Annotated in this window: 24 protein-coding genes; 16 read left to right on the top strand and 8 right to left on the bottom strand. The window is 69.4% G+C overall.

What is annotated here, in order from left to right:
* A partial coding sequence (locus tag ACIOMQ_RS39450; RefSeq protein ID WP_402192580.1) for a TldD/PmbA family protein occupies nucleotides 1-1,517 on the bottom strand: 1,517 nt, incomplete at its 3' end.
* A 232-nt stretch (nucleotides 1,518-1,749) separates the two neighbouring features.
* Here ACIOMQ_RS39450 and fabG point away from each other — a divergent pair.
* The 3 genes from fabG to ACIOMQ_RS39435 all read left to right on the top strand — a co-directional run bounded on the left by fabG (nucleotide 1,750) and on the right by ACIOMQ_RS39435 (nucleotide 3,795).
* Entirely contained in the window at nucleotides 1,750-2,469 is a 720-nt protein-coding gene (gene fabG, locus ACIOMQ_RS39445) for a 3-oxoacyl-[acyl-carrier-protein] reductase (RefSeq protein WP_362205871.1), read from the top strand.
* 5 nt (nucleotides 2,470-2,474) lie between these two features.
* A complete protein-coding gene (fabI, locus tag ACIOMQ_RS39440) occupies nucleotides 2,475-3,242 on the top strand; it encodes an enoyl-ACP reductase FabI (protein WP_362205868.1) in 768 nt (255 codons plus the stop codon).
* Nucleotides 3,243-3,408: 166 nt separating this feature from the next.
* Complete coding sequence (locus tag ACIOMQ_RS39435) at nucleotides 3,409-3,795, top strand: hypothetical protein (protein ID WP_402192577.1); 387 nt, start codon at nucleotides 3,409-3,411, stop codon at nucleotides 3,793-3,795.
* A gap of 54 nt (nucleotides 3,796-3,849) precedes the next feature.
* On the opposite strand, the gene ACIOMQ_RS39430 is transcribed toward ACIOMQ_RS39435, so the two are convergent.
* Nucleotides 3,850-4,524: a FadR/GntR family transcriptional regulator gene (locus ACIOMQ_RS39430; protein WP_401756805.1), complete on the bottom strand. Its 675-nt coding sequence runs from the start codon at nucleotides 4,522-4,524 to the stop codon at nucleotides 3,850-3,852.
* Nucleotides 4,525-4,665: 141 nt separating this feature from the next.
* Here ACIOMQ_RS39430 and ACIOMQ_RS39425 point away from each other — a divergent pair, with 141 nt between their 5' ends.
* The 4 genes from ACIOMQ_RS39425 (at nucleotide 4,666) to ACIOMQ_RS39410 (ending at nucleotide 7,136) form a co-directional block, all read left to right on the top strand.
* On the top strand, nucleotides 4,666-5,994 hold the full coding sequence (locus ACIOMQ_RS39425; RefSeq protein WP_362205859.1) for an MFS transporter: 1,329 nt from the start codon (nucleotides 4,666-4,668) through the stop codon (nucleotides 5,992-5,994).
* Nucleotides 5,995-6,020: 26 nt separating this feature from the next.
* Nucleotides 6,021-6,131: an SGM_5486 family transporter-associated protein gene (locus tag ACIOMQ_RS39420; protein WP_269812581.1), complete on the top strand. Its 111-nt coding sequence runs from the start codon at nucleotides 6,021-6,023 to the stop codon at nucleotides 6,129-6,131.
* 205 nt (nucleotides 6,132-6,336) lie between these two features.
* The gene (locus ACIOMQ_RS39415) at nucleotides 6,337-6,543 is read left to right on the top strand and encodes a hypothetical protein (protein WP_362205856.1); all 207 of its coding nucleotides are present in this window, start codon (nucleotides 6,337-6,339) and stop codon (nucleotides 6,541-6,543) included.
* Between the two features lie 74 nt (nucleotides 6,544-6,617).
* On the top strand, nucleotides 6,618-7,136 hold the full coding sequence (locus tag ACIOMQ_RS39410; RefSeq protein ID WP_362205853.1) for a histidine phosphatase family protein: 519 nt from the start codon (nucleotides 6,618-6,620) through the stop codon (nucleotides 7,134-7,136).
* A 186-nt stretch (nucleotides 7,137-7,322) separates the two neighbouring features.
* On the opposite strand, the gene serB is transcribed toward ACIOMQ_RS39410, so the two are convergent.
* Nucleotides 7,323-8,579 (bottom strand): phosphoserine phosphatase SerB, encoded by a 1,257-nt coding sequence (gene serB, locus ACIOMQ_RS39405; RefSeq protein WP_362205850.1) that lies wholly within the window; start codon nucleotides 8,577-8,579, stop codon nucleotides 7,323-7,325.
* A gap of 407 nt (nucleotides 8,580-8,986) precedes the next feature.
* Here serB and ACIOMQ_RS39400 point away from each other — a divergent pair, with 407 nt between their 5' ends.
* Nucleotides 8,987-11,569, top strand: coding sequence for an FHA domain-containing protein (locus ACIOMQ_RS39400; RefSeq protein ID WP_402192574.1), 2,583 nt, complete (start codon nucleotides 8,987-8,989; stop codon nucleotides 11,567-11,569).
* Nucleotides 11,570-11,677: 108 nt separating this feature from the next.
* Here ACIOMQ_RS39400 and ACIOMQ_RS39395 read toward each other — a convergent pair whose 3' ends face one another.
* The gene (locus ACIOMQ_RS39395) at nucleotides 11,678-12,463 is read right to left on the bottom strand and encodes a transglycosylase SLT domain-containing protein (protein WP_401264342.1); all 786 of its coding nucleotides are present in this window, start codon (nucleotides 12,461-12,463) and stop codon (nucleotides 11,678-11,680) included.
* Between the two features lie 672 nt (nucleotides 12,464-13,135).
* Here ACIOMQ_RS39395 and ACIOMQ_RS39390 point away from each other — a divergent pair.
* The 3 genes from ACIOMQ_RS39390 to ACIOMQ_RS39380 all read left to right on the top strand — a co-directional run bounded on the left by ACIOMQ_RS39390 (nucleotide 13,136) and on the right by ACIOMQ_RS39380 (nucleotide 15,312).
* A complete protein-coding gene (locus tag ACIOMQ_RS39390) occupies nucleotides 13,136-14,281 on the top strand; it encodes a GAF domain-containing sensor histidine kinase (protein WP_362205841.1) in 1,146 nt (381 codons plus the stop codon).
* Nucleotides 14,274-14,918: a response regulator transcription factor gene (locus tag ACIOMQ_RS39385; protein ID WP_362205838.1), complete on the top strand. Its 645-nt coding sequence runs from the start codon at nucleotides 14,274-14,276 to the stop codon at nucleotides 14,916-14,918. The genes ACIOMQ_RS39390 and ACIOMQ_RS39385 overlap by 8 nt, the downstream gene beginning before the upstream one ends.
* 145 nt (nucleotides 14,919-15,063) lie before the next feature.
* On the top strand, nucleotides 15,064-15,312 hold the full coding sequence (locus ACIOMQ_RS39380; RefSeq protein WP_362205835.1) for a chaplin family protein: 249 nt from the start codon (nucleotides 15,064-15,066) through the stop codon (nucleotides 15,310-15,312).
* A gap of 165 nt (nucleotides 15,313-15,477) precedes the next feature.
* Here the strand turns inward: ACIOMQ_RS39380 and ACIOMQ_RS39375 are convergent, their stop codons facing one another.
* Entirely contained in the window at nucleotides 15,478-16,263 is a 786-nt protein-coding gene (locus ACIOMQ_RS39375) for a hypothetical protein (protein WP_362205832.1), read from the bottom strand.
* A 143-nt stretch (nucleotides 16,264-16,406) separates the two neighbouring features.
* Here ACIOMQ_RS39375 and ACIOMQ_RS39370 point away from each other — a divergent pair, with 143 nt between their 5' ends.
* From ACIOMQ_RS39370 to ACIOMQ_RS39355, 4 genes are all read left to right on the top strand, one after another.
* On the top strand, nucleotides 16,407-17,204 hold the full coding sequence (locus ACIOMQ_RS39370; RefSeq protein WP_362205829.1) for an ABC transporter ATP-binding protein: 798 nt from the start codon (nucleotides 16,407-16,409) through the stop codon (nucleotides 17,202-17,204).
* 117 nt (nucleotides 17,205-17,321) lie between these two features.
* Nucleotides 17,322-17,750 carry an NfeD family protein gene (locus ACIOMQ_RS39365; protein ID WP_362205826.1) on the top strand — a complete coding sequence of 143 codons (429 nt, stop codon included), beginning with the start codon at nucleotides 17,322-17,324 and terminating at the stop codon, nucleotides 17,748-17,750.
* Between the two features lie 146 nt (nucleotides 17,751-17,896).
* Nucleotides 17,897-18,826 carry an SPFH domain-containing protein gene (locus tag ACIOMQ_RS39360; RefSeq protein WP_362205823.1) on the top strand — a complete coding sequence of 310 codons (930 nt, stop codon included), beginning with the start codon at nucleotides 17,897-17,899 and terminating at the stop codon, nucleotides 18,824-18,826.
* Nucleotides 18,827-18,888: 62 nt separating this feature from the next.
* Complete coding sequence (locus tag ACIOMQ_RS39355) at nucleotides 18,889-19,656, top strand: sulfite exporter TauE/SafE family protein (RefSeq protein ID WP_401944770.1); 768 nt, start codon at nucleotides 18,889-18,891, stop codon at nucleotides 19,654-19,656.
* Nucleotides 19,657-19,727: 71 nt separating this feature from the next.
* Here the strand turns inward: ACIOMQ_RS39355 and ACIOMQ_RS39350 are convergent, their stop codons facing one another.
* The 3 genes from ACIOMQ_RS39350 to ACIOMQ_RS39340 all read right to left on the bottom strand — a co-directional run bounded on the left by ACIOMQ_RS39350 (nucleotide 19,728) and on the right by ACIOMQ_RS39340 (nucleotide 21,755).
* Nucleotides 19,728-20,234, bottom strand: coding sequence for an HNH endonuclease (locus ACIOMQ_RS39350; RefSeq protein ID WP_093895792.1), 507 nt, complete (start codon nucleotides 20,232-20,234; stop codon nucleotides 19,728-19,730).
* Nucleotides 20,235-20,386: 152 nt separating this feature from the next.
* Entirely contained in the window at nucleotides 20,387-20,920 is a 534-nt protein-coding gene (locus tag ACIOMQ_RS39345; RefSeq protein ID WP_362205816.1) for a YbhB/YbcL family Raf kinase inhibitor-like protein, read from the bottom strand.
* Nucleotides 20,921-20,972: 52 nt separating this feature from the next.
* Nucleotides 20,973-21,755 (bottom strand): sporulation protein, encoded by a 783-nt coding sequence (locus ACIOMQ_RS39340; protein ID WP_401264329.1) that lies wholly within the window; start codon nucleotides 21,753-21,755, stop codon nucleotides 20,973-20,975.
* Nucleotides 21,756-21,828: 73 nt separating this feature from the next.
* Between ACIOMQ_RS39340 and ACIOMQ_RS39335 the strand changes: the two genes are divergently transcribed.
* Nucleotides 21,829-22,470 (top strand): DNA-3-methyladenine glycosylase, encoded by a 642-nt coding sequence (locus ACIOMQ_RS39335; protein WP_362205810.1) that lies wholly within the window; start codon nucleotides 21,829-21,831, stop codon nucleotides 22,468-22,470.
* The last annotated feature ends 340 nt before the right edge of the window (nucleotides 22,471-22,810 follow it).

The raw sequence follows: 22,810 nt of genomic DNA, 5'->3' as shown, positions 1-22,810 counted from the left end.
CCGGCCTCCTGCGTCGTGTTGAGGATGTTGACGCCGCGGAAGAGGGCGGCGGGGCAGCCGTGCGAGACGGCCGCGACCTGGCCGGGCTGGGCCTTGCCGCAGTTGAAGGCGCCGCCCAGGACATACGTCTGCGGGCCGCCGACCTTCTCCATCGAGCCCCAGAAGTCCGTCGTCGTGGCCTGGTACGCGACGTCGCGCAGCTGACCGGCCAGCCTGCCGTTCTCGATGCGGAAGAACCGCTGCCCGGTGAACTGGAAGTTGTAGCGCTGCATGTCGATGGACCAGGACCGGTCGCCGACCACGTAGATCCCGCGCTCCACCCCGCCGATCAGGTCCTCCGTGGACAGCCCGCCCGGATCCGGCCGCAGCGAGACGTTCGCCATCCGCTGGACGGGGACGTGGGCGGGCGAGTCCGCGTACGCGCAGCCGTTCGAACGGCCCAGACCCGTCAGCTTCGCGATCCGCCGGTCCAGCTGGTATCCGACGAGCGTTCCGTCCTTGATCAGGTCCCAGGACTGCGCCTCGACACCCTCGTCGTCGTAGCCGACGGTCGCGAGCCCGTGCTCGGCGGTGCGGTCGCCCGTCACATTCATCACGGGGGAGCCGTAGGCCAGCTTCCCCAGCTGGTCGAAGGTGGCGAACGAGGTCCCGGCGTACGCCGCCTCGTACCCCAGCGCCCGGTCCAGCTCGGTGGCGTGGCCGATCGACTCGTGGATGGTCAGCCAGAGATTGGACGGGTCGACGACCAGGTCGTACGTCCCCGCCTCGACGCTCGGCGCCCGCATCTTCTCGGCCAGCAGCCCGGGAATCCGCTCCAGCTCGCCGTCCCAGTCCCAGCCGGTCCCGGTCAGGTACTCCCAGCCGCGGCCCACCGGCGGGGCGATCGTCCGCATCGAGTCGAACTCGCCCGTGGTCCCGTCCACGGCGACCGCGGTGAACTGCGGATGCAGCCGCACCCGCTGCTGGGTGGTGACGGTGCCCGCCGTGTCCGCGTAGAACTTGTTCTCGTGGACGGTCATCAGCGAGGCGTCCACATGGGCGACGCCTTCCCCGCCCAGGAGCCGGCTGCTCCACTCGGCGAGCAGCCCCGCCTTCTCCTCGTCCGGTACGTCGAAGGGATCGATCCCGTAGGCCGAGACCCAGGTCCGCTCGCCGTGCACCGGCTCGTCCGCCAGCTCGACCCGCTCGTCGGATCCGGCCGCCGCGATCACCTTCGCGGACAGTTTCGCCATGGCGACGGCCTGCGAGGCCACCTTCGCCGCGGCGTCCATCGTCAGATCCACGCCCGACGCGAATCCCCACGCCCCGCCGTGCACGACACGGACCGCGTACCCGAGATCGGTGGTGTCCGAGGTCCCGGCGGGCCGGGCGTCCCGCAACCGCCAGGACGCGCTGCGCACCCGCTCCAGGCGGAAGTCGGCATGCACGGCACCCAGCGCACGCGCGCGGGCGAGCGCCGCGTCGGCGAGGGCCCGCAGCGGCAGGGCGAGGAACGACTGGTCTACCTCGTGGGGCACAGGGAATTCCCTTCTCGATACACCACGGCAGTGAACCACGCCGGACGGTGACCGCACCCGGTGATATCGGGCATCGCCCGCCCGTGGGCGGGTGCGGCGCGATGCGGCGGGCGAACCTCTGTAGGAACCCCACAGTGCCCGGGGTGAGGCGCTGTCAGGGGCCGATTCCCCGTGGGGCGGGTGGTACCGATAGGTTTTCGAGGTACCAGACCGCTATCGAAAGGGTGATCCGTTGAGCCGCTCGGTTCTCGTCACCGGAGGAAACCGAGGCATCGGCCTCGCCATCGCCCGCGCTTTCGCCGACAACGGCGACAAGGTCGCGATCACGTACCGCTCGGGCGAGCCCCCCCAGATCCTCACCGAGGCGGGCGTTCTGGCCGTCCGGTGCGACATCACCGACGCCGAACAGGTGGAGCAGGCCTACAAGGAGATCGAGGACACGCACGGCCCCGTCGAGGTACTGGTCGCCAACGCCGGTATCACCAAGGACCAGTTGCTGATGCGGATGTCCGAGGAGGACTTCACGTCCGTACTCGACACCAACCTCACCGGCACCTTCCGGGTCGTGAAGCGTGCCAACCGCGGCATGCTGCGCGCGAAGAAGGGCCGTGTCGTCCTCATCTCCTCCGTCGTCGGGCTCCTCGGCTCGGCCGGGCAGGCGAACTACGCCGCCTCCAAGGCGGGTCTGGTCGGCTTCGCCCGGTCGCTGGCCCGTGAACTCGGCTCGCGGAACATCACTTTCAACGTCGTCGCACCTGGTTTCGTCGACACCGACATGACCCAGGTGCTCACCGAGGAGCAGCGCAAGGGCATCGTGTCCCAGGTGCCGCTCGGCCGCTACGCGCAGCCCGAGGAGATCGCCGCCGCGGTGCGCTTCCTCGCCTCCGACGACGCGTCGTACATCACTGGAGCCGTCATCCCCGTTGACGGCGGATTGGGCATGGGTCACTGATCACCATGAGCGGAATTCTCGACGGCAAGCGCATCCTCATCACCGGTGTGCTGATGGAGTCGTCCATCGCCTTCCACACCGCCAAGGTGGCCCAGGAGCAGGGCGCCGAGGTCATCCTGACCGCCTTCCCCCGGCCCACGCTGACGGAGCGCATCGCCAAGAAGCTGCCGAAGCCGGCCAAGGTCATCGAGCTGGACGTGACCAACACCGAGCACCTCGACCGCCTGGCCGGCCTGGTCCGTGACGAGCTCGGTTCGCTCGACGGCGTCGTGCACTCGATCGGCTTCGCGCCGCAGGACGCGCTCGGCGGCAATTTCCTGAACACCCCGTTCGAGTCCGTCTCCACCGCGATGCACGTCTCGGCGTTCTCGCTGAAGTCGCTCGCCATGGCCTGCAAGCCGCTGATGAGCGAGGGCGGCTCGATCGTCGGCCTCACCTTCGACGCGCAGTTCGCCTGGCCGCAGTACGACTGGATGGGCCCGGCCAAGGCCGCGCTGGAGGCCACCTCCCGCTACCTCGCCCGTGACCTGGGCAAGGACGACATCCGCTGCAACCTGATCTCGGCCGGACCGATCGGCTCCATGGCCGCCAAGTCCATCCCGGGCTTCTCCGAGCTCGCGGACGTGTGGAACACCCGCTCCCCGCTGTCCTGGAGCATGGCGGACCCGGAGCCGGCCGGCCGCGGTGTCGTCGCCCTGCTCTCGGACTTCTTCCCGAAGACCACGGGAGAGATCATCCACGTCGACGGCGGCGTGCACATGATGGGTGCCTGACCTCTTACGACCAGCTGTGACACGGCCGCGTACCGCCTTTGAACAGGCGGTACGCGGCCGTCGTACGTCTGCGTGCGGCCCGGCCCGCTCAAGTCGAAAAGATGGTCGATCCACCGCAGAATGTGGTGGAACCGGACTTTTGGTCAGGCTGCGGGAGGAGGTCGCCATGTGCTCCACACGTCGCCGGACCTGGGCCCTGCCTGCGGCCTCCATGGTCGTGGCCGGACTGGTCGCCCCCTGGGGCGTATCCGTCATATCCGTGGCGGGCCGGGCCGGAGCCGGGGCATCGGCCCCCGACGCTCCCCTGCCCGATCCCGCCGGATCCGAATGCCGGACGTCGGTCCGGGGCTCCCGGGTCGTCGCCTACTGCCACAACCCCTACCCCTCCACCGACCGCGTGCAACTGCACACCGAATGCCGCCGCTGGTGGGACATAGACGCGGACGCCGCCCCGGTCGACGTGGGGCCGGGCCGGACCGTGCGGCTCGACGACCGCTGCTGGAAGGAAGTCGGCTCGGTCTGGATCACCCATCGGATCCAGGGTTCCGTCTGACGATGCCTTCGACGCTCCTCCGGTGTTCTCCGCGGCGCGGCTCGAAGCGCCCCCTCACACCCGGTCCACCAGACAGCTCAACGCATGGCTCGCGGCCTCCGCCGCCGCCGTCTCCGCGTCCCCGGCCCGGATCGCCTCGACCAGCCGGCCGTGGTCCATGTGGTTCTCCGGCCGCAGCTCATGGCCGACATCACCCCTGAGATAGTCGCGCAGCAGATCGCCCAGATCGGCGTAGAGGCCGGTCAGCACGTCATTGTGCGAAGCCGCGACCACGGCCAGGTGCAGCGTCGCGTCCGCCGCGACGAATGCCTCGGCGTCGCCCGCGGCCCAGGTCTCCTCACGGCGTGCCATGAGCGCGTCCAGCTGCTTCAGATCCCGCTCGGTGCGCCGGGCGGCGGCCAGCCGTGCCGCCGACGACTCCAGGGTGGAGCGCAGCTCGGCGACATGGCGCGGATCGGCGGCGGCGAAGCGGCGGTGCATCACCCCGGCCAGTTCGCTGGTGGCGACGACATAGGTGCCCGAGCCCTGCCGGATGTCGAGCAGGCCGTTGTGCGCGAGCGCGCGCACGGCCTCGCGGACCGTGTTGCGGGCCACGCCCAGCTGCTCCACCAGCTCGGGCTCGGTGGGGATCCGTGAACCCACGGGCCACTCGCCCGAGGTGATCTGATTCCTCAGTTGGGCAATCACCTGGTCGGCGAGTGCCGAACGCCGCGGAGACGTCAGCGCCATGGTGCTCCTTGCTCGGGTTGCTGGGTGAGGAGAAGAGAGGAGAGGAGAGCGGGACGGGGGTGCTCTCCCGGTGGTGAATGGTCTCAGAGCAGTAGACGAAGGATTGGACAATCAATCATCCCATGATTCTATGATGACCCCATGCCCGATGACGAGATCCAGCCGCAGAACCGGACCCGGACCCTGAGTCCCGCCACCACAGCGGACACCCCTGCGAAAACCCCGGCCCCGCAAGCCTCGCCCGCCCCGCAGACCGCACAGGCCATGCAGACCGCTCCCGGTCCCTCCCCATGGCTGCTCCGGCTGGTCGCCATCGGGCTCGTCCTCGCCGCGCTCAACCTCCGCCCCGCCATCACCAGCCTCGGCGCCCTCCTCGAAGAGGTGCAGGACGGGCTGCACATGAGCGGCAGCGTCGCCGGGGTCCTCACCTCCGTACCGCCGCTCTGCTTCGCGGTCTTCGGTGTCATGGCGCCGCGCCTCGCCCGCCGCTTCGGCCCGGGGGCGATCGTCTGCGTCGGCATGATCGCCATCACGGCCGGTCTGGTGATCCGGCCGCTCGTCGGCGGCACGGCCGGCTTCCTCGCCGCGAGCGCCCTCGCCCTCATGGGCATCGCCGTCAGCAATGTGCTGATGCCGGTGATCGTCAAGCGCTGGTTCCCGGACCGCGTCGGCCCCATGACCGGGCTCTACTCGATGGCCCTGGCCCTCGGCACCTCGCTCGCCGCCGCCGTGACCGTGCCCATGACCAGCGCGCTGGGCGGCAGCTGGCGGGCGGGCCTCGGCATGTGGGCCGTGCTCGCCACGGCCGCGATCCTGCCCTGGATTCCGCTGGTACGGGAGCGGCGCGACGCCCCGGGGAGGCCCGCCGCCCACCACAAGGACGCCCCGGCGCTCAGGATCACCCGCAGCCGTACGGCGTGGGGCCTCGCCTGTTTCTTCGGCCTGCAGGCCACCGCCGCGTACATCACGATGGGATGGATGCCGCAGATCTTCCGTGACGCGGGCGTCTCGGCCGGTACGGCGGGTGTTCTGCTGGCCGTGACCATGGCGATGGGCGTGCCTCTCGCGTTCGTCATACCCCGGGTCGCCGCCGGTATGAGGAACCAGGGCCCGATCGTCGTCGTCCTCGGTGCCTGCGGCCTCATCGGTTATGCGGGCCTCTACCTCGCACCGGCCGGCGGGGCCTGGGCCTGGGCGCTGCTGCTCGGCATCTCGAACTGCGCCTTCCCGCTCGCCCTGACCATGATCGGCATGCGGTCCCGCAGTGGCGCCGGCGTGGTCCGGCTGTCCGCGTTCGCGCAGTCCACCGGCTATCTGATCTCGATCCCGGGCCCGCTGCTCGTCGGCGTGCTCCACCAGCACAGCGGCGGCTGGGGGCTGCCGATCGCGCTGATGGCGGGCCTCATGGTGCCGCAGATGGCGGCCGGAGTTCTGGCCGGGCGGGACCGGACGATCGAGGACGAGTGCTGAGATGCGAGACTGAGCCCATGTCTCCTGTGCTCGACCCGAATCCCCAGAACGGTCAGAAGAAGCTGCTCCTCGTGCTCGGGGCGATGCTGCTGGTCACCGTGGTCATCGCGGTGATCGCCTCGGTCGCGTCCCCCTGAAACCCGCCCGCCCCCCGATTCCGCCCGCTGTCCCGAACCGCGCGGCCGCGTACGGTCCGACAGCCGGTGGGGCCGGGGGTGGGGCTAGCACCACCGTCCCCTAGGGGGACAGGGCCAGGGTGAAGTGGGTGGGTCACCGGATGGGGCGGGCTGCTCCACGTCCGTAGGTTCTGAGTATCAGAATCCACGACTCACGGAGGCGGGCATGTCGGCCCCTACGCACACCCGGTCCACCCACTCGGCCACGGGCAGCGTCGAGGTCCGGCTGCCGTGGTGGGCCATCGCGCTGCCCGCGATCGCGTTCGCCGCGCTCCTGCTGTTGATCGTGGGATCCGACGACGCGAGCGCGGCGACGACCGACCCCGCGATCGGCCGGTTGTTCGAGCGCATCGTGGCCCTGGTGTCCGGCTGACGGTTTCCACGCAGCCTGTGGAAGCCCTTCAACACCCTGCGCCGGGCGGCACATTTCGTGCGAAGCTGAGGTGTATGAGCGTCGATACACCTCGCAGGATCGTCCTTCTCAGGCATGCAAAGGCGGAATGGTCGCAGGACTCCGACCATGAGCGGCCGCTCACGGAGCGGGGCCGCAAGGATGCCCCCGTCGCAGGCCGCAGACTCGTCGACTCCGGGATCGTTCTCGATCTGGCCCTCTGCTCGACCGCCGCGAGGACGCGCGAGACGTGGAAGCTGGCGGTGCACGAGATGCCGCACCGCCCCAGGACCGTGTACGAGGAGCGACTGTACGAGGCGTCTCCCGGCGAACTGATCGCCCTGATCAACGAGACCCCCGACGATGTGCGCGACCTTCTCGTCATCGGCCACAACCCCGGGATGCACGCGGTCGCCGACGCCCTCTCGGAATCGGCCGAGGGCGATGCCCTGGCCCGGATGAACCGCGGCGGCTTCCCGACCGCCGCCTTCGCCGTCGTGGAGTTCACCGGCTCCTGGAAGGGCGTGGAGCACGGAGTGGGCAAGCTGATCGAGTACTGGACGCCCAACGACTGATTCCGCCGCCGTACGGTTCCCGCTCCGCACAGCCCCTGATGTCCCGCAGCCCCCGACGTCCCATGGCGCTTGACGTCCCACGGTTCACGGCGTGCCACGGTTCACGTCGTCGTACGGTTCACGTCGTCGTACGAGCAGGGCCCCGGTGCGGAAACCACCGGGGCCCTGCTCGTACGGGGACGCGCCTCACTCGACGAGACCGTCGGCGGCCTCGACCTCCTCGCGCGTGATGCCCAGCAGATACAGCACGGTGTCCAGGAACGGCACGTTCACTGCGGTGTGTGCGGCCTCGCGGACCACCGGCTTGGCGTTGAAGGCCACCCCGAGCCCGGCCGTGTTCAGCATGTCTAGGTCGTTCGCACCGTCGCCGATCGCGACGGTCTGCGCCAGCGGCACCCCGGCCTGCTCGGCGAAACTGCGCAGCAGCCGGGCCTTGCCGGCCCGGTCGACGATGTCGCCGACGACCCTGCCGGTGAGCTTTCCGTCGACCACTTCCAAGGTGTTGGCGGAGGCGAAGTCGAGCCCGAGCCGCTCCTTCAGGTCGTCGGTGACCTGGGTGAACCCCCCCGAGACCACGCCCACTTGATAGCCGAGCCGCTTCAGCGTACGGATCAGGGTGCGGGCCCCCGGTGTCAGCCGCACCTCGGCGCGCACCTTGTCCACCACCGAGACATCGAGCCCCGCCAGCAGCGCCACCCGTGCGTGCAGCGACTGCTCGAAGTCGAGCTCGCCGCGCATCGCCTGCTCGGTCACCTCGGCGACCTTGTCCTCGCAGCCGGCGTGGGCGGCGAAGAGCTCGATGACCTCGTCCTGGATGAGCGTCGAGTCGACGTCCATGACGACCAGCCGCTGCGCCCGGCGGCTCAGCCCGGCCGACACGACCGCGACGTCGACACCGATCCCCGCGGACTCCGTCGCCAGTGCCGTCCGCAGCTCCTCGGTCCCGGTGCCGGAGACGGCGAACTCGACCGCCGTGACCGGGTACTTCGCGAGCCGGAAGATCCGGTCGATGTTCCCGCCGGTCGAAGTGATCCTGGCCGCTATGGCGGCGGTCGACTCCGCGGTCAGCGGGTGCCCGAGCACCGTCACGTGGGAACGTCCGTAGCCACGCGGGCGGTTGTCACCCGTACCGGAGATGATCTCGGCCTGCAGTTTCAGTGAATCGGCCCAGCTGTGCACGGTCGCCCGCAGGTCGCCCTCGGTGGTGCCGCCGGCGGTCGGGGAGGTGACCAGCGCGCACAGGACGATGCGGCCACGGGTGACGACCTGCTCGATGTCGACGACGTCGACCGAGTAGGCAGCGAGGGTGTCGAAGAGCCCGGCGGTGATCCCGGGGCGGTCCTTCCCGAAGATCTTCACGAGAAGGGTGGGTGTGTCCGTGCCCTGACGGGACTCAGGGAGCTCAGGAGACGGGGAAGACTGAGGTGGCTGAGATGCGCTCATGGTGCTCCCACCGTATCGGTCCGCTCCATGGCACCGGAGGCCCGTCCCGAAGACCGGACAGCGCGTCGTCCGGCTCTCTGCACGCGCCGCGCCGTTCCCGCCCGCCGGGAACACCGTGAGATGACGGACAGGACACGCGTGGGCACGTCCGGCGACCGCGGACGCGTCCGAGGGGGCGCGCGAGGCCGGAACATCCCGGATTGATTCGTTCACTCACCGTTCGCACGCACTCGCGCGCCCGCCGGTCTCCGTGCCGGTCATGCGTGGGCCGACGGTGCAACACCGCAGGTCTCGGCAGTGCCTTCACCCCGCCCGACTTTCGTATCGGGGACTGCTCCTGGAATAGTTCCCCACGATGTTCAGCATCCCTAGACTCCCTGCAACGGGGGTAACTCGGGGGACAACTAGTGGGGCGCGGAGTGCCGGAACTCGTACTGGAATTGAATGGCAGGACCTGGACGCTCGATCCGTCCAGGCCGTACACCCTGGGTCGTGATCCGCAGGGTGACCTGGTGATCGACGACGCCAGGGTCTCGTGGCGGCATGCCACGATCAGCTGGGGGGGCCAGAGTTGGTTCATCGAGGACCACGGCAGCACGAACGGCACCTATGTGCAGGGCCGGAGAATCCACCAGCTGGAAATAGGCCCCGGCTCCGCCGTGCACCTGGGCAATGCCACTGACGGACCGCGGCTGAGCGTCGCCGCCGCCGCGGGTGCCGATGTGTACAGCGGGCAGGGCGCGGGTGCGCAGCAGGCCCCCGGCCGGCCGGCCCAGCAGGGAGGCGCGGGCTGGCCCGGCGGGCAGGCCGCCCAGGCTCCGCAGCAGCCGCAGCAGGGCTGGCAGCAGGCTCCTCAGGCCCAGCCGCAACAGCAGCCCGCGCAGCCCCAGCAGCCCCAGGTCCCGCATCAGCAGGGCATGGCGGAGACACCCGGCGCGGGCCGGCCCGGCGGTGCCGCGGGGGCCCCGCCGATGTACGGCGACCGCAACCCGACCACGTTCCACCAGGTGGCCCTCGGCCGCGTCATGCGCATCGGCCGTGCGCTCGAGAACGAACTGGTCGTCTCCGACCTCCAGGTCTCGCGCCACCACGCCGAATTCCACGCGACGCCCGACGGCCGCTTCGAGATCCGTGACCTCGGGTCCCACAACGGCACCTACGTCAACGGTCAGCCGCTCTCCAAGTCCGGCTCCGCGCTCATCGGCCCGAACGACATCGTCGGCGTCGGTCACTCGGCCTTCCGCCTGGTCGGGGACCGGCTGGAAGAGTTCGTCGACACCGGTGAGGTCTCCTTCTCCGCCCGCCACCTCACGGTGACGGTCGACGGTGGGAAGCAGATCCTCAAGGACGTCTCCTTCGGCGTCCCGGAGAAGTCGCTCGTCGCGGTCATCGGCCCGTCCGGCTCCGGCAAGTCCACCCTGCTCAAGGCGCTCACCGGCTACCGGCCCGCCAACCAGGGGGACGTCCTCTACGACAACCGGAACCTGTACAAGCAGTTCGCCGAGCTGCGTCAGCGCATCGGTCTGGTCCCGCAGGACGACATCCTGCACAAGGAACTCACCGTCACCAAGGCTCTCAAGTACGCGGCCAAGCTCCGCTTCCCCGCGGACACCACCGAGGCCGAACGCGAGGCCCGGATCCTCGAAGTCCTCGCCGAGCTCAAGCTCGACATCCACAAGGACAAGAAGGTCACCTCGCTCTCCGGCGGCCAGCGCAAGCGTGTCTCCGTGGCCCTGGAGCTGCTCACCAAGCCGTCGCTGATCTTCCTGGACGAGCCGACTTCCGGCCTCGACCCGGGCATGGACCGCGATGTCATGCAGCTGCTGCGCGGCCTGGCCGACGACGGCCGTACGGTCCTCGTCGTCACCCACTCCGTCGCCGAGCTGGCCCTCTGCGACAAGCTGCTCGTCATGGCACCGGGCGGCTCCGTCGCCTACTTCGGCCCCCCGGAGGAGGCACTCAACTTCTTCGGCTACACCACCTGGGCCGATGTCTTCTCCGCGTTCGAGAACTACCGCGACTACGACTGGGCGGGCCGCTGGCGCGGTTCGCAGCACTACCAGATGTACGCGGCGGACATCGACGCCGTCGCCGTGCAGTCCGCGCACATGCCGACTCCGCAGCAGATGCGCCCGCCGAAGCCGCAGGGCTGGACGGTTCAGCTGTGGACACTGATCCGCCGCTACATCTCGGTGATCGCGTCCGACAAGGGCTTCATGGGCCTGATGGTGATGCTGCCCGCCGTGCTCGGCGTCGTCAGCGTGGTCATCCCGGCCACCTTCGGCCTGGCCCCGCCGAAGCCGCCGTCCCGGTTCAACGGGGCCGCCGGAACGATCATGCTGATCCTCGCGGTCGGCATGTGCTTGTCCGGCGCGGCCAACTCCGTACGAGAACTGATCAAGGAACGCGTCATCTACGAACGGGAACGGGCCACCGGTCTCTCCCGTTCCGCCTACCTGATGTCCAAGGTGATCGTCCTCGGTGTGATCACGGCCATCCAGGGCGTCATCATCTGCGGCATCGGGTTCGCCACCCGCGAGCTGCCCGCAGAGGGTCTGATCATGCCGCCGGCCGTCGAGCTCTGCCTGACGATCACCGTGCTCGGCTTCACCTCGATGATGTTCGGCCTGGTCATCTCCTCGCTGGTGAAGACCGCCGAGAAGACCATGCCGCTGCTGGTCATGTTCGCGATCGTCCAGATCGTCTTCACCGGCATCCTCTTCCAGGTGTACGGATCGCCCGGCCTGGAGCAGGTCGCCTGGCTGATGCCGTCCCGCTGGGCCATCGCCGGCGTGGGTACGACGCTCGACCTCTCGCACCTGATGGCGCCGTGGGACCCGAAGAACCCGACCGACCTGGACCCGCTGTGGGAGCACTCGGCCGGCCAGTGGGGGATCGACATCTCGGTGCTGCTGCTCCTCGGCATCATCTGCGGCATCGCGGTCGCGCGGCTGCTGCGCCGTCACGAGCCGGAGGTCATGCGCAAGTAGGCGCGGCCACCGGCACGGAACGCCGAAGGGCGGCGCCCCGCGCGGGGTGCCGCCCTTCGGCGTGTGCGCATGTGGATCCGCAGGCCGTCCGAGGACGTCCGGAGCCGATCAGTACGCGCTGTTGACGTTGTCGATCGAGCCGTAGCGGTCGGCGGCGTAGTTGGCCGCCGCGGTGATGTTGGCGACCGGGTCGTAGATGTTCGAGGAGGTGCCGGAGACGTGGTACGCGTTGAAGGTCGGCCGGATGACCTGCAGCAGACCGCAGGACGGGGTGCCGTTCTTGGCGTTGATGTCCCAGCCGTTGACCGCGTTCGGGTTGCCGGTGGACTCCCGCATGATGTTGCGGTGCAGGCCGTCGTACGAGCCGGGGATGCCGCGCGCCTTCATGATGTCCAGGGCCTGCCTGATCCAGCCGTCCAGGTTGTTGGCGTAGACCGGGGTGCGGACCTCGGAACGGCTGGCGGCCTGCGTGCCGGTGCGCTTCTCGGCGACGGCCTCGGCCTTCGCCCGGGCCGCTGCGCGGGCCTTCGCCTCGGCCTGCGCCTTGACCTCGGCCGCGGCGGCCTTGGCCTTCGCGGCGGCCTGCGCCTTCGCCTCGACCGCGGCGGCCTCCTTGGCCCTCGCGAGGTCTGCGGCCTTCACCAGCTTCTCGGCGGTGGAGTGCTGCTCGATGAGGCTGGACTGCAGTGCCTTGGCCTGCGGGGTACCGGCGGCCGACGCGAGGACCGCGGGGGCGGCGGACACAGGGGCCGAGGCCTCGGGCTTGCCTTCGGCATTGGCGGGGACGAGCGAGAAGGAGAGGGAGGCGACGGCGATGGCGGAGATGCCCGCGACGGAGAGCTTCTGGGTCTTGTTCAGACGACGGCGGCGGCCGGGGATGCTGGACTCGGACATGCAGACGTACCTCTTCGAATAGCGGGAGTCCTCACGGAGGACGAAGACGGGAGGCGGTGTTTTCGCATCTCCGTCGGGGACGAGTGCAATTCTTAGCGTCAGCAAAATGGCGTGGCAAAGGTGTGACGTACGATCCCGGGTAGTGGATCACGGCCCTGCTCGAAGGTGGCGTCCCGTGCTCATGCTTACTGATGTGGCGTTTATGTATCCACTAGCAGGCTTCGTAAGTGACGTGGGTCCTATGCCCGGCCTCACATCGGCCGGGTAACGAACTCACCAATGGTTGCTCAAGCAATTCGGAGTGTGAGGGTCCGGTCCCGGATCCGGCGAATGGACGTCCCCGAACTCGTGCCGGAGACACCGGTGTACGCATACGGCAGGGCAGCAGCGGTGTACGCGTACGGCGGGGCAGGGGTGCAGGCGTACGGCGGGGCAGCGCCCGTCCCCGCCCGCGAGGGATCCGGCTCCTCCGCCCGCTCCTACCCGCCACCACAGGGCACTTCGCCGGTCCCCGCGCCGGACGGGCGGGTCCCTTGCCGGCCCCCGTGCCGGACGGGCGGGTCCCTTGCCGGCCCCCGTGCCGGACGGGCCGTGGACCTAGTCCCCGCGCCCTAATCGGCAGCCGTCCACAGGCCGATACGGCGTCCGTACCCCCGCCGGTACGGTGAGGCCATGAGCCATCGCCCACCGTCGGGCCTCGCAGCGGTGAGTGCCGCGCTGCTCGCCATGAGCCGGCATCTCGAAATGCGCGACGTCCTGAAGACGATCGTCGCCTCGGCCCGCGAACTGCTGGACGCCGAGTACGCCGCGCTGGGCGTGCCCGACGACCACGGCGGCTTCGCCCAGTTCGTCGTCGACGGTGTCAGCGACGAGCAGTGGAAGGCCATCGGCCCCCTGCCCCGGCAGCACGGCATCCTCGCCGCGATGCTCCACCAGGCGAAGCCCGAGCGCCTCGCCGATGTCCGAAAGGACCCCCGCTTCGAGGGCTGGCCCGACGCCCACCCCGACATGTCCGACTTCCTCGGCCTGCCCGTCCGGGACGGCGACGAGATCATCGGCGCCCTCTTCCTCGCCAACAAGCGCTGCCCCAAACCCGAGGGCAGCTGCGGTTTCACCGCCGAGGACGAGGAACTGCTGTCGATCCTCGCCCAGCACGCGGCGATCGCCCTCACCAACGCACGGCTGTACGAACGCAGCCGGGAGCTCACCATCGCCGAGGAGCGCTCCCGGCTCGCCCATGAGCTGCACGACGCGGTCAGCCAGAAGCTGTTCTCGCTGCGGCTGACGGCCCAGGCCGCCACCGCACTGATCGACCGCGACCCGGCCCGTGCCAAGGGCGAGCTCCACCAGGTCGCCGCACTCGCCGCGGAAGCCGTGGAGGAGCTGCGCGCCGCCGTCGTCGAGCTGCGCCCGGCCGCGCTCGACGAGGACGGTCTCATCGCCACCCTCCGCACCCAGATCCAGGTTCTGGACCGCGCCCACTCCGCCCGGGTCACCTTCGAGAGCCTGGGCGTACGGGCCCTGCCCGCCGCCCAGGAGGAAGCGCTGCTCCGGGTCTCCCAGGAGGCCCTGCACAACGCGCTGCGCCACTCGGGCGCCGAGCACGTCGGCGTCACGCTCGCCCGGCACGGCAGCGGCACGCTGCTGCGGATCACCGACGACGGCAGCGGCTTCGAACCCACGGCGACCCGGCAGGCAGGCCGTCACCTGGGCCTGGTGTCGATGCGGGACCGCGCGAGCGGGGTCGGCGGCAGGCTCACCGTTGAATCGGCGCCCGGCAAGGGCACCACGATCGAGATGGAGGTACCCGGTGGCTGACAAGATCATCAGGGTGCTGCTGGTCGACGACCACCAGGTGGTCCGCCGCGGTCTGCGTACATTCCTGGAAGTACAGGACGACATAGAAGTGGTCGGTGAGGCGTCCGACGGTGCGGAAGGGGTGGCCAGGACCGAGGAGCTCCGTCCCGATGTCGTCCTGATGGACATCAAGATGCCCGGCACGGACGGGATCGAGGCCCTGCGCAGGCTCCGCGAGCTGGAGAACCCGGCCAAGGTCCTCATCGTCACCAGCTTCACCGAACAGCGCACCGTGGTCCCCGCGCTACGGGCCGGAGCTTCCGGTTACGTATACAAGGACGTCGACCCGGACGCCCTGGCCGGTGCCATCCGCTCGGTGTACGCGGGCCACGTCCTGCTCCAGCCGGAGGTCGCGGGTGCCCTGCTCGCCCAGGACGACGGAGGCAGCGGTACGGGCCGGGGGAGCACTCTCACCGAGCGGGAGCGGGAAGTGCTGGGCCTGATCGCCGACGGCCGCTCCAACCGCGAGATCGCGCGGGCGCTGGTCCTCTCCGAGAAGACCGTCAAGACGCACGTCTCGAACATCCTGATGAAGCTGGATCTCTCGGACCGGACCCAGGCGGCCCTCTGGGCCGTCCGGCACGGGGCGGCGGGCTGACCCGCACCGAAGCGGCGCATCTTCCTCCGGACCGAGATTCATACTGTCGGGTGTATGTCACCCGGACGGCGCAACCTGTCCGACTCGGGGGCGTTCTCCAGGGTGCTGCGGCGGTCGGCCGCAGCCACGCTAGGAGGATCCTGAAGTGAAGAACCTGAAGAAGGCCGCCGCCGTCACCATGCTCGCCGGCGGAATCATCGCCGCCGGTGCCGGCGCGGCCTCCGCCGCGGGCCACGGCGCCGGCGCCCACGGTGCCGCGACCCACTCCCCGGGCGTGGTCAGCGGCAACGTCGTCCAGGTCCCGGTGAACGTCCCGGTGAATGTGGTCGGCAACACCGTCAATGTGGTCGGCCTGCTCAACCCGGCCTTCGGGAACTTCGGCCTGAACGGCTGACCGGCCTCACGGTCCTGTGTCACCGGACGGGCGCATCGAACTCCGTCCGGCACACGCTCAGCCCGTCCGGCGACACCGTCCCGGCCCGTCCGGCGATCGAGGACGCAGGACGGCACCCGGGCGGCCGGGGCGGGGCAAGGGGTGCTCCCGCCCGGCCGCCCGGCCCTACCGCTCCCGTTCCCTCTCCTCCACATACGCGTTGTACGCGGCAACCTGCGCCCGTCGAGCCACCCGCTCCACCGGCCTCAGCGCCTCTCCCCGCGCCGCGATCTCCGACGCGCTCACCGCACCGCCGTGCCCGTTCTCGTGCGCCACCGAGATCAGCAGCCCGACCCGCTGCGCCAGCTCCAGCACCCGCACCGCCCGCGGCGGATATCCCGGAGCCAGCACCTCGCGCCCCCGCTCCGTCCGCGCCCGGTACGCATCCACCGCCGCCTCGGCCACCGGCCCGGAACCAGCCACGTCCAGCCGCGACAGCACCGCCGTCGCATCCCGCAGCGCCTCGGCGAGTTCCCGCTCCGCCTCACCCAGCGACGGCACGTCGGCCGGCGGCGCCTCCCGTACCGGCAGGCAGCGCCACACCACCTCGACGTGCAGATCCCCCTCCGGCCCCGCCGCACGGACCTCGGGAACCAGCCCGTACGGCGCACCGAACGCGACCACCGCCTCCTCGGCCTCCAGCGCCCGCGCGTTGAAGTCCGGCGGACCACTCAGCCCCAGCGGGTGCCCGGGCGCCGGCAGCGCGACCCGGAATCCGGTCACCCCCAGACCCCGCAACCGCCCGAGCGCCAGCGTGAGCCCGACCGGCCCCGCCTCACCCGGCAGCCCCTCCACGCGGTGGACCGCGTCCTCCCCGACAATCGCGAGCGCCGCGTCGTCCGGCGGTACGAGTCCCGCCAGAAGCGCGTTTCCCCAAGCGGCCAGCAGCCCTGAGCGTGGTTCCGAAAGCATGGGAACAGCCTAGGGAACGGACCAGGGGCCTGTCCTCACACGGGCCCAGCGCCTGAGGCACTCCCGAGGTGGCGTAGATTTCCCTGGGAGCTGTGCCCACAGGCACGCGACGATCTCGACACTGCATGGGGAGACAACGCGCCATGAGCGATGTACTGGAGCTGGTGGACGTATCCGTGGTCCGCGACGGACGCGCTCTGGTGGACGACGTCTCCTGGCAGGTCAAGGAGGGGGAGCGCTGGGTCATCCTCGGCCCGAACGGCGCGGGCAAGACCACCCTCCTCAACATCGCGTCCAGCTACCTCTTCCCGAGCACCGGCACCGCCAGAATCCTCGGCGAGCAACTCGGCGGCGTCGGCACCGACGTGTTCGACCTCCGCCCCCGCATCGGCATCGCGGGCGTCGCCATGGCCGAGAAGCTGCCCAAGCGCCAGACCGTGCTGCAGACCGTGCTCACCGCCGCGTACGGCATGACCGCCACCTGGCACGAGAACTACGAAGCCGTCGACGAGGAGCGCGCCCGCGCCTTCCTCGACCGCCTCGGCATGACCGAGTACCTCGACCGCAAGTTCGGCACCCTGTCCGAGGGCGAGCGCAAGCGCACCCTGATCGCCCGCGCCATGATGACCGACCCCGAGCTGCTCCTCCTCGACGAGCCCGCCGCGGGACTCGACCTCGGAGGCCGTGAGGACCTGGTCCGCCGCCTCGGCCGGCTGGCCCGCGACCCGTACGCCCCCTCCATGATCATGGTCACCCACCATGTCGAGGAGATCGCCCCCGGCTTCACCCACGTCCTGATGATCCGCCAGGGCAAGGTGCTCGCCGCGGGCCCCATGGAGACCGAGCTCAGCTCCCGCAACCTCTCCCTCTGCTTCGGCCTGCCGCTCGTCGTCGAGCACACGGGCGACCGCTACACGGCCCACGGACTCCCGCTCTCGTAGAACCCGTAGAACGGGCGGACCCGCAGAGCCCGTAGAACCAGTCTGGCCGGAACCTGTCGGGTACGACGCCCGCTTGCGCCCTGTCCGCGAGGGCACCCGCGGTCCTACCATGAACACGTGGACATCGACGCGTGGGTGTGGTGGCTGATCGGCGCTGCGGGACTGGGCATCCCGCTCGTCCTGACCGCGATGCCCGAGTTCGGGATGTTCGCCGTCGGAGCGGTCGCCGCGGCGGTCGTCGCGGCACTCGGCGGCGGCATCGTGGCCCAAGTACTGGTATTCGTCGTGGTCTCCGTGGCGCTCATCGCCGTGGTCCGGCCGATCGCCGCCAGACACCGTGCCGACCGGCCACAACTCGCCACCGGTATCGACGCGCTGAAAGGCCGTCAGGCCGTCGTCCTGGAACGGGTCGACGGCAGCGGCGGCCGGATCAAGCTGGCCGGAGAGATCTGGTCCGCCCGCGCACTCGACGGCGACCAGAGCTTCGACCCGGGCCAACAGGTCGATGTCGTCGAGATCGACGGTGCCACAGCAGTCGTCATGTGACCGAACCACCCACACGACAGAGCACGTTCTGTCAGACTCGAAGTCGATCATCATGAGAACGGGGCCGTCCAGGCATACGGTCCCTCCCGCGATCTCGACCTCGATCATCGCGATCCGTCGGCAACCGAAGGGCAACGAGGAACACGATGCAACCGATCATCATCGTTCTGATCATTCTGGTGGTGCTCGTCTTCATCGCCCTGATCAAGACGATCCAGGTCATTCCGCAGGCCAGCGCCGCCATCGTGGAGCGCTTCGGCCGCTACACCCGCACGCTCAACGCGGGCCTGAACATCGTCGTTCCATTCATCGACACGATCAGGAACCGCATCGACCTCCGTGAACAGGTCGTGCCGTTCCCGCCCCAGCCGGTGATCACCCAGGACAACCTGGTCGTCAACATCGACACGGTCATCTACTACCAGGTGACCGACGCGAGGGCCGCGACCTACGAAGTCGCCAGTTACATCCAGGCGATCGAGCAGCTCACCGTCACCACCCTCCGCAACATCATCGGTGGCATGGACCTGGAGCGGACCTTGACCTCCCGCGAGGACATCAACGCGGCCCTCCGCGGAGTCCTCGACGAGGCGACCGGCAAGTGGGGCATCCGCGTCAACCGCGTCGAGCTCAAGGCGATCGAACCGCCCACCTCCATCCAGGACTCGATGGAGAAGCAGATGCGCGCCGACCGTGACAAGCGCGCCGCGATCCTCCAGGCCGAAGGAACCCGGCAGTCCGCGATCCTCACCGCCGAGGGCGAGAAGCAGTCCGCGATCCTGCGCGCCGAAGGTGAGGCCAAGGCCTCGGCCCTGCGCGCCGAGGGCGAGGCCCAGGCCATCCGTACGGTCTTCGAGTCCATCCACGCCGGTGACCCGGACCAGAAGCTCCTCTCGTACCAGTACCTCCAGATGCTCCCGAAGATCGCCGAGGGCGACGCCAACAAGCTCTGGATCGTGCCCAGCGAGATCGGTGACGCCCTCAAGGGCCTCAGCGGAGCCTTCGGCAACCTCGGCAGTGGCGCCTCCGGATTCGACACCGGGAAGGAACGCCGGGAACAGCCCCCGGTCGACTGATGTGTACACGCCCTCGTGCATGATCAGTGCACCAACCACCGATCATGCACGGGGGATTCGCCATGACCACCTGGGAGATGCTCGCCGTCTTCGCTGCGGGCATCAGCGCCGGGACGATCAACGCGATCGTCGGATCGGGAACGCTGATCACCTTCCCCGTGCTGCTCGCCACCGGCCTGCCCCCGGTCACCGCCACCGTCTCCAACGCCCTCGGTCTGATCCCTGGCTCGATCAGCGGCGCCATCGGCTACCGCGAGGAACTCACCGGGCAGGCCCGCCGCGTCCTCAAGCTCGCCATCGGCGCCCTGATCGGCGGCCTCACCGGCGCGACCCTCCTGCTGACCCTGCCTTCCACGGCCTTCGAGACGGTCGTGCCGATCCTGGTGGCCCTGGCCCTCGTCCTGGTCATCCTGCAACCCCGCATCAGCAAAGCGGTCCAGCGCCGACGCGAGCACTCCGGCATCCCCGCCCGCCCCGACGGCGGTCCGCTCCTCTTCGCCGGACTGACGCTCGCCAGCATCTACGGCGGCTACTTCACCGCCGCCCAAGGGATCATCTACCTCTCCCTGATGGGCATGCTGCTCGACGACACGATGCAGCGCCTCAACGCCGTCAAGAATGTCCTGGCCGCCGTCGTCAACAGCATCGCCGCGCTCTTCTTCCTCTTCGTCGCGGACTTCGACTGGACGGCCGTCGTACTGATCGCGGTCGGCTCCGCACTCGGCGGTCAGATCGGCGCCAAGGTCGGCCGCCGCCTCAGCCCCACCGTCCTGCGCGCCCTCATCGTCGCGGTCGGTACGGCCGCCATCGTCCAGCTGCTGCTCCGCTGACATACGGAAGCCCGCCCCCACCAGGAGACGGGCTTCGGAGTACGACACCCTGCGTAGCCCGACTACGCCGACTACGCCGCGGTGCGGTCCAGCCACTCCGGCAGTGCCGACCGCTCGCCGGCCCCCAGCGCCAGCAGCATCGCCTCCGCCGGAGACGGTACGAACGGCTGCCGCAGCAGCGGCATCCCCGCCTGCTCCGGCGTCCGGGCCGCCTTGCGGTGGTTGTCCTCGGCACAGGACGCCACCGTGTTGAGCCAGGTGTCCTGACCGCCCTGGGCACGCGGCACCACATGGTCGACGGTGCTCGCCCGCCGTCCGCAGTACGCGCACCGGTGCTGGTCCCGGATCAGTACGCCCCTTCTGGACCACGGGGCCTGTCTTCGGAACGGCACCCGTACGTACCGGCAGAGCCTGATCACCCGGGGCACCGGGATGTCCACGGCGGCGCCACGCATACGGAGATCGGGGTGCGACTGCTCGACGACGGCCTTGTCCTGCAGAATCAGCACCACCGCACGGTTCAGCGTCACCGTCGACAGCGGCTCGAAGCTCGCGTTCAGTACCAGCGTGTCCCGCATCCCGCCCACCTCCCGTGTGCCGCCCGCCCCCTGGCAGGCCCGGATCAACTCTGGCCGGGCAGGCCGTGATGGACAACGCAATAAAAATGCCCTGCCCTGGTCTCTCCAAGACCAGGGCAGGGCAAACGGCTGGCGAACTCTCGGCCCACCGGCTACTGGACGGGACCCGTGTATTCACCGATCAGCTGAGCACGGGCCAGCGTGTGGAACCGCAGATTGAATCCGACGACCGCGGGCGACGCATCGCTGTCGACACCGAGCTTCTCGCTGTCCACCGCGTACACGGTGAAGACATAGCGGTGGTTCTCCCCGGCCGGCGGAGCGGCACCGCCGAAGTCCTTCGACCCGTAGTCGTTGCGAACGTGCACGGCACCGGCGGGCAGCCCCTCGAACTTCCCGCTGCCCGCACCGGCCGGCAGCTCCGTGACCGACGCCGGGATGTCGAAGACCACCCAGTGCCAGAATCCGCTGCCCGTCGGAGCGTCGGGATCGAAACAGGTCACGGCGAAGCTCCCGGTCCCGTCCGGGAACCCCTCCCACCGCAACTGCGGCGAAGTGTTCCCGGCCGCGAACACCTGGGCGTCCGCGAGGACCGCCCCAGGGGCGAGGTCCTCGCTCACCACCGTGAACGACGGCACCTCGGGATGGAAGTCGTGCGGCAGCGGCGCTCTTTTCCGCTCGGTCACGTCAGCACCTCTTCTGATCGCTCTACTGCTGTCGGCAGGTCTCCCACCGACCCTAGAGCCAGTTGCGCTGACCGCCGACCTGGGCGAGCCACTGATTGAGGTACGCCGCCCAGTCGGTCCCATGGAAGTCGTTCAGCCCGACCTTGAACGAGCGGTACGAGTCGCTGCCCTCGCTGAAGAGCCCCGACTTCTTGTCCATCTCCAGGACGACGTCCATCTCGCGGTCGTCCGCGACGAACGTCAGCTCCACCTGGTTCAGCCCGCGGTACTGCTGCGGCGGGAAGAACTCGATCTCCTGGTAGAACGGCAGCCGCTGGCGCGTACCGCGGATGTGGCCCCGCTCCATGTCCGCACTGCGGAAGCCGAAGCCGAGCTGCCCGAAGGCGTCGAGAATGGCCTGCTGGGCCGGCAGCGGATGCACATTGATCGGGTCGAGGTCGCCCGAGTCCAGCGCCCGCGCGATCTCCAGCTCCGTGGTCACGCCGATGTTCATGCCATGCAGATGCTGACCGGCGAACATCGTGATGGGCGTCTCCCACGGGATTTCGAGCCCGAACGGCACGATGTGCACGGCACCGGCCCGCACCTCGAACGCGCCGCCCAGCCGGAGCTTGGTGAACTCGATGTCCTGCTTGGTCTCCGTGTCCTGGCCCTCGACCTCGACCCGGGCCTGCAGACCGACGGAGAGCCCCTCGATCCGCTGATCCACGGATCCGCCCTGGACCCGCACCTCGCCCTGGACGACCCCGCCCGGTACGACATTGAGCTCGGTCAGCTCGGTCTCCACCGAAGCACCACCGGCACCCATGCTCGCGAGCAGCCGCTTGAAGCCCATGTTTACTCCTCCTTGGTCCTGACCCCTAGATACGCGCCACGACCGCAGTCGGTTCCCGGTACCCTCGAACGCCATGATCGAGGGCCTGGACCGTACGCCACTGACACGCGCATTCTTCGACCGCCCCGTACTGGAGGTCGCACCCGACCTCCTGGGCCGGACTCTGGTACGCACCACGTCCGAAGGCCCCATCGAACTCCGCCTCACCGAGGTGGAGGCCTACGCCGGCGAGATCGACCCGGGATCGCACGCGTTCAGAGGCCGCACCCCGCGCAACAGCGTCATGTACGGACCGCCCGGCCACGCGTATGTCTACTTCACCTACGGCATGTGGCACTGCCTCAACCTGGTGTGCGGACCCGAGGGCAGGGCGAGCGGGGTGCTGCTGAGGGCCGGAGACATCCAGGTCGGGGCCGACCTCACTCGCAAACGTCGAGTATCGGCCCGCAATGACAAGGAACTGGCCAAAGGCCCGGCCCGACTGGCCACCGCCCTCGACATCGACCGCGCGCTCAACGGGACCGACGCCATCACCCACCCCGGAGCCCAGCTGGTCGTACTGCAAGGCACCCCACCACCGCGCGACCAGGTACGCAGCGGCCCACGCACCGGAGTGGGCGGCGACGGATCCGTACATCCCTGGCGCTTCTGGATCGACGGAGATCCCACGGTGAGCCCCTACAGGGCCCACGTGCCACGCCGCCGCGCAACTTGACTCGCCCTTGGGCGCCGCCTAATGTAGCCCGAGCCGCTTGAAACGGGTACTGCTGTCGGTACGGTCCATCGGATCACCCCAAGCATCCGGAAGCGGTCAACCACTACCTTCGACTCACCCTGGCGGGTGCGAATTCGGCATGCCCGTAATTCGACCCCATCGACTCGATTATGAGTTGCCAAGAGGATCGGTTAACGTAGCGGACGCCGAAAGGCAAGGCCACTCCAAAGGCTGCCGGAATTCAAATTCGGACCGGAAACGGAACGGAAAAGAGTCTGGTAAGGTTGGAACCGCTGGAAAGGGAAACGCGAAAGCGAAGAACTGGAAAGCAACCCCGCTT

Origin of the sequence: Streptomyces sp. NPDC087845 (assembly GCF_044742755.1) — a bacterium.
Taxonomy (GTDB): domain Bacteria; phylum Actinomycetota; class Actinomycetes; order Streptomycetales; family Streptomycetaceae; genus Streptomyces.
The sequence above is the reverse complement of the archived record's forward strand: the minus strand, read 5'-3'. Positions and strand labels throughout refer to the sequence as shown.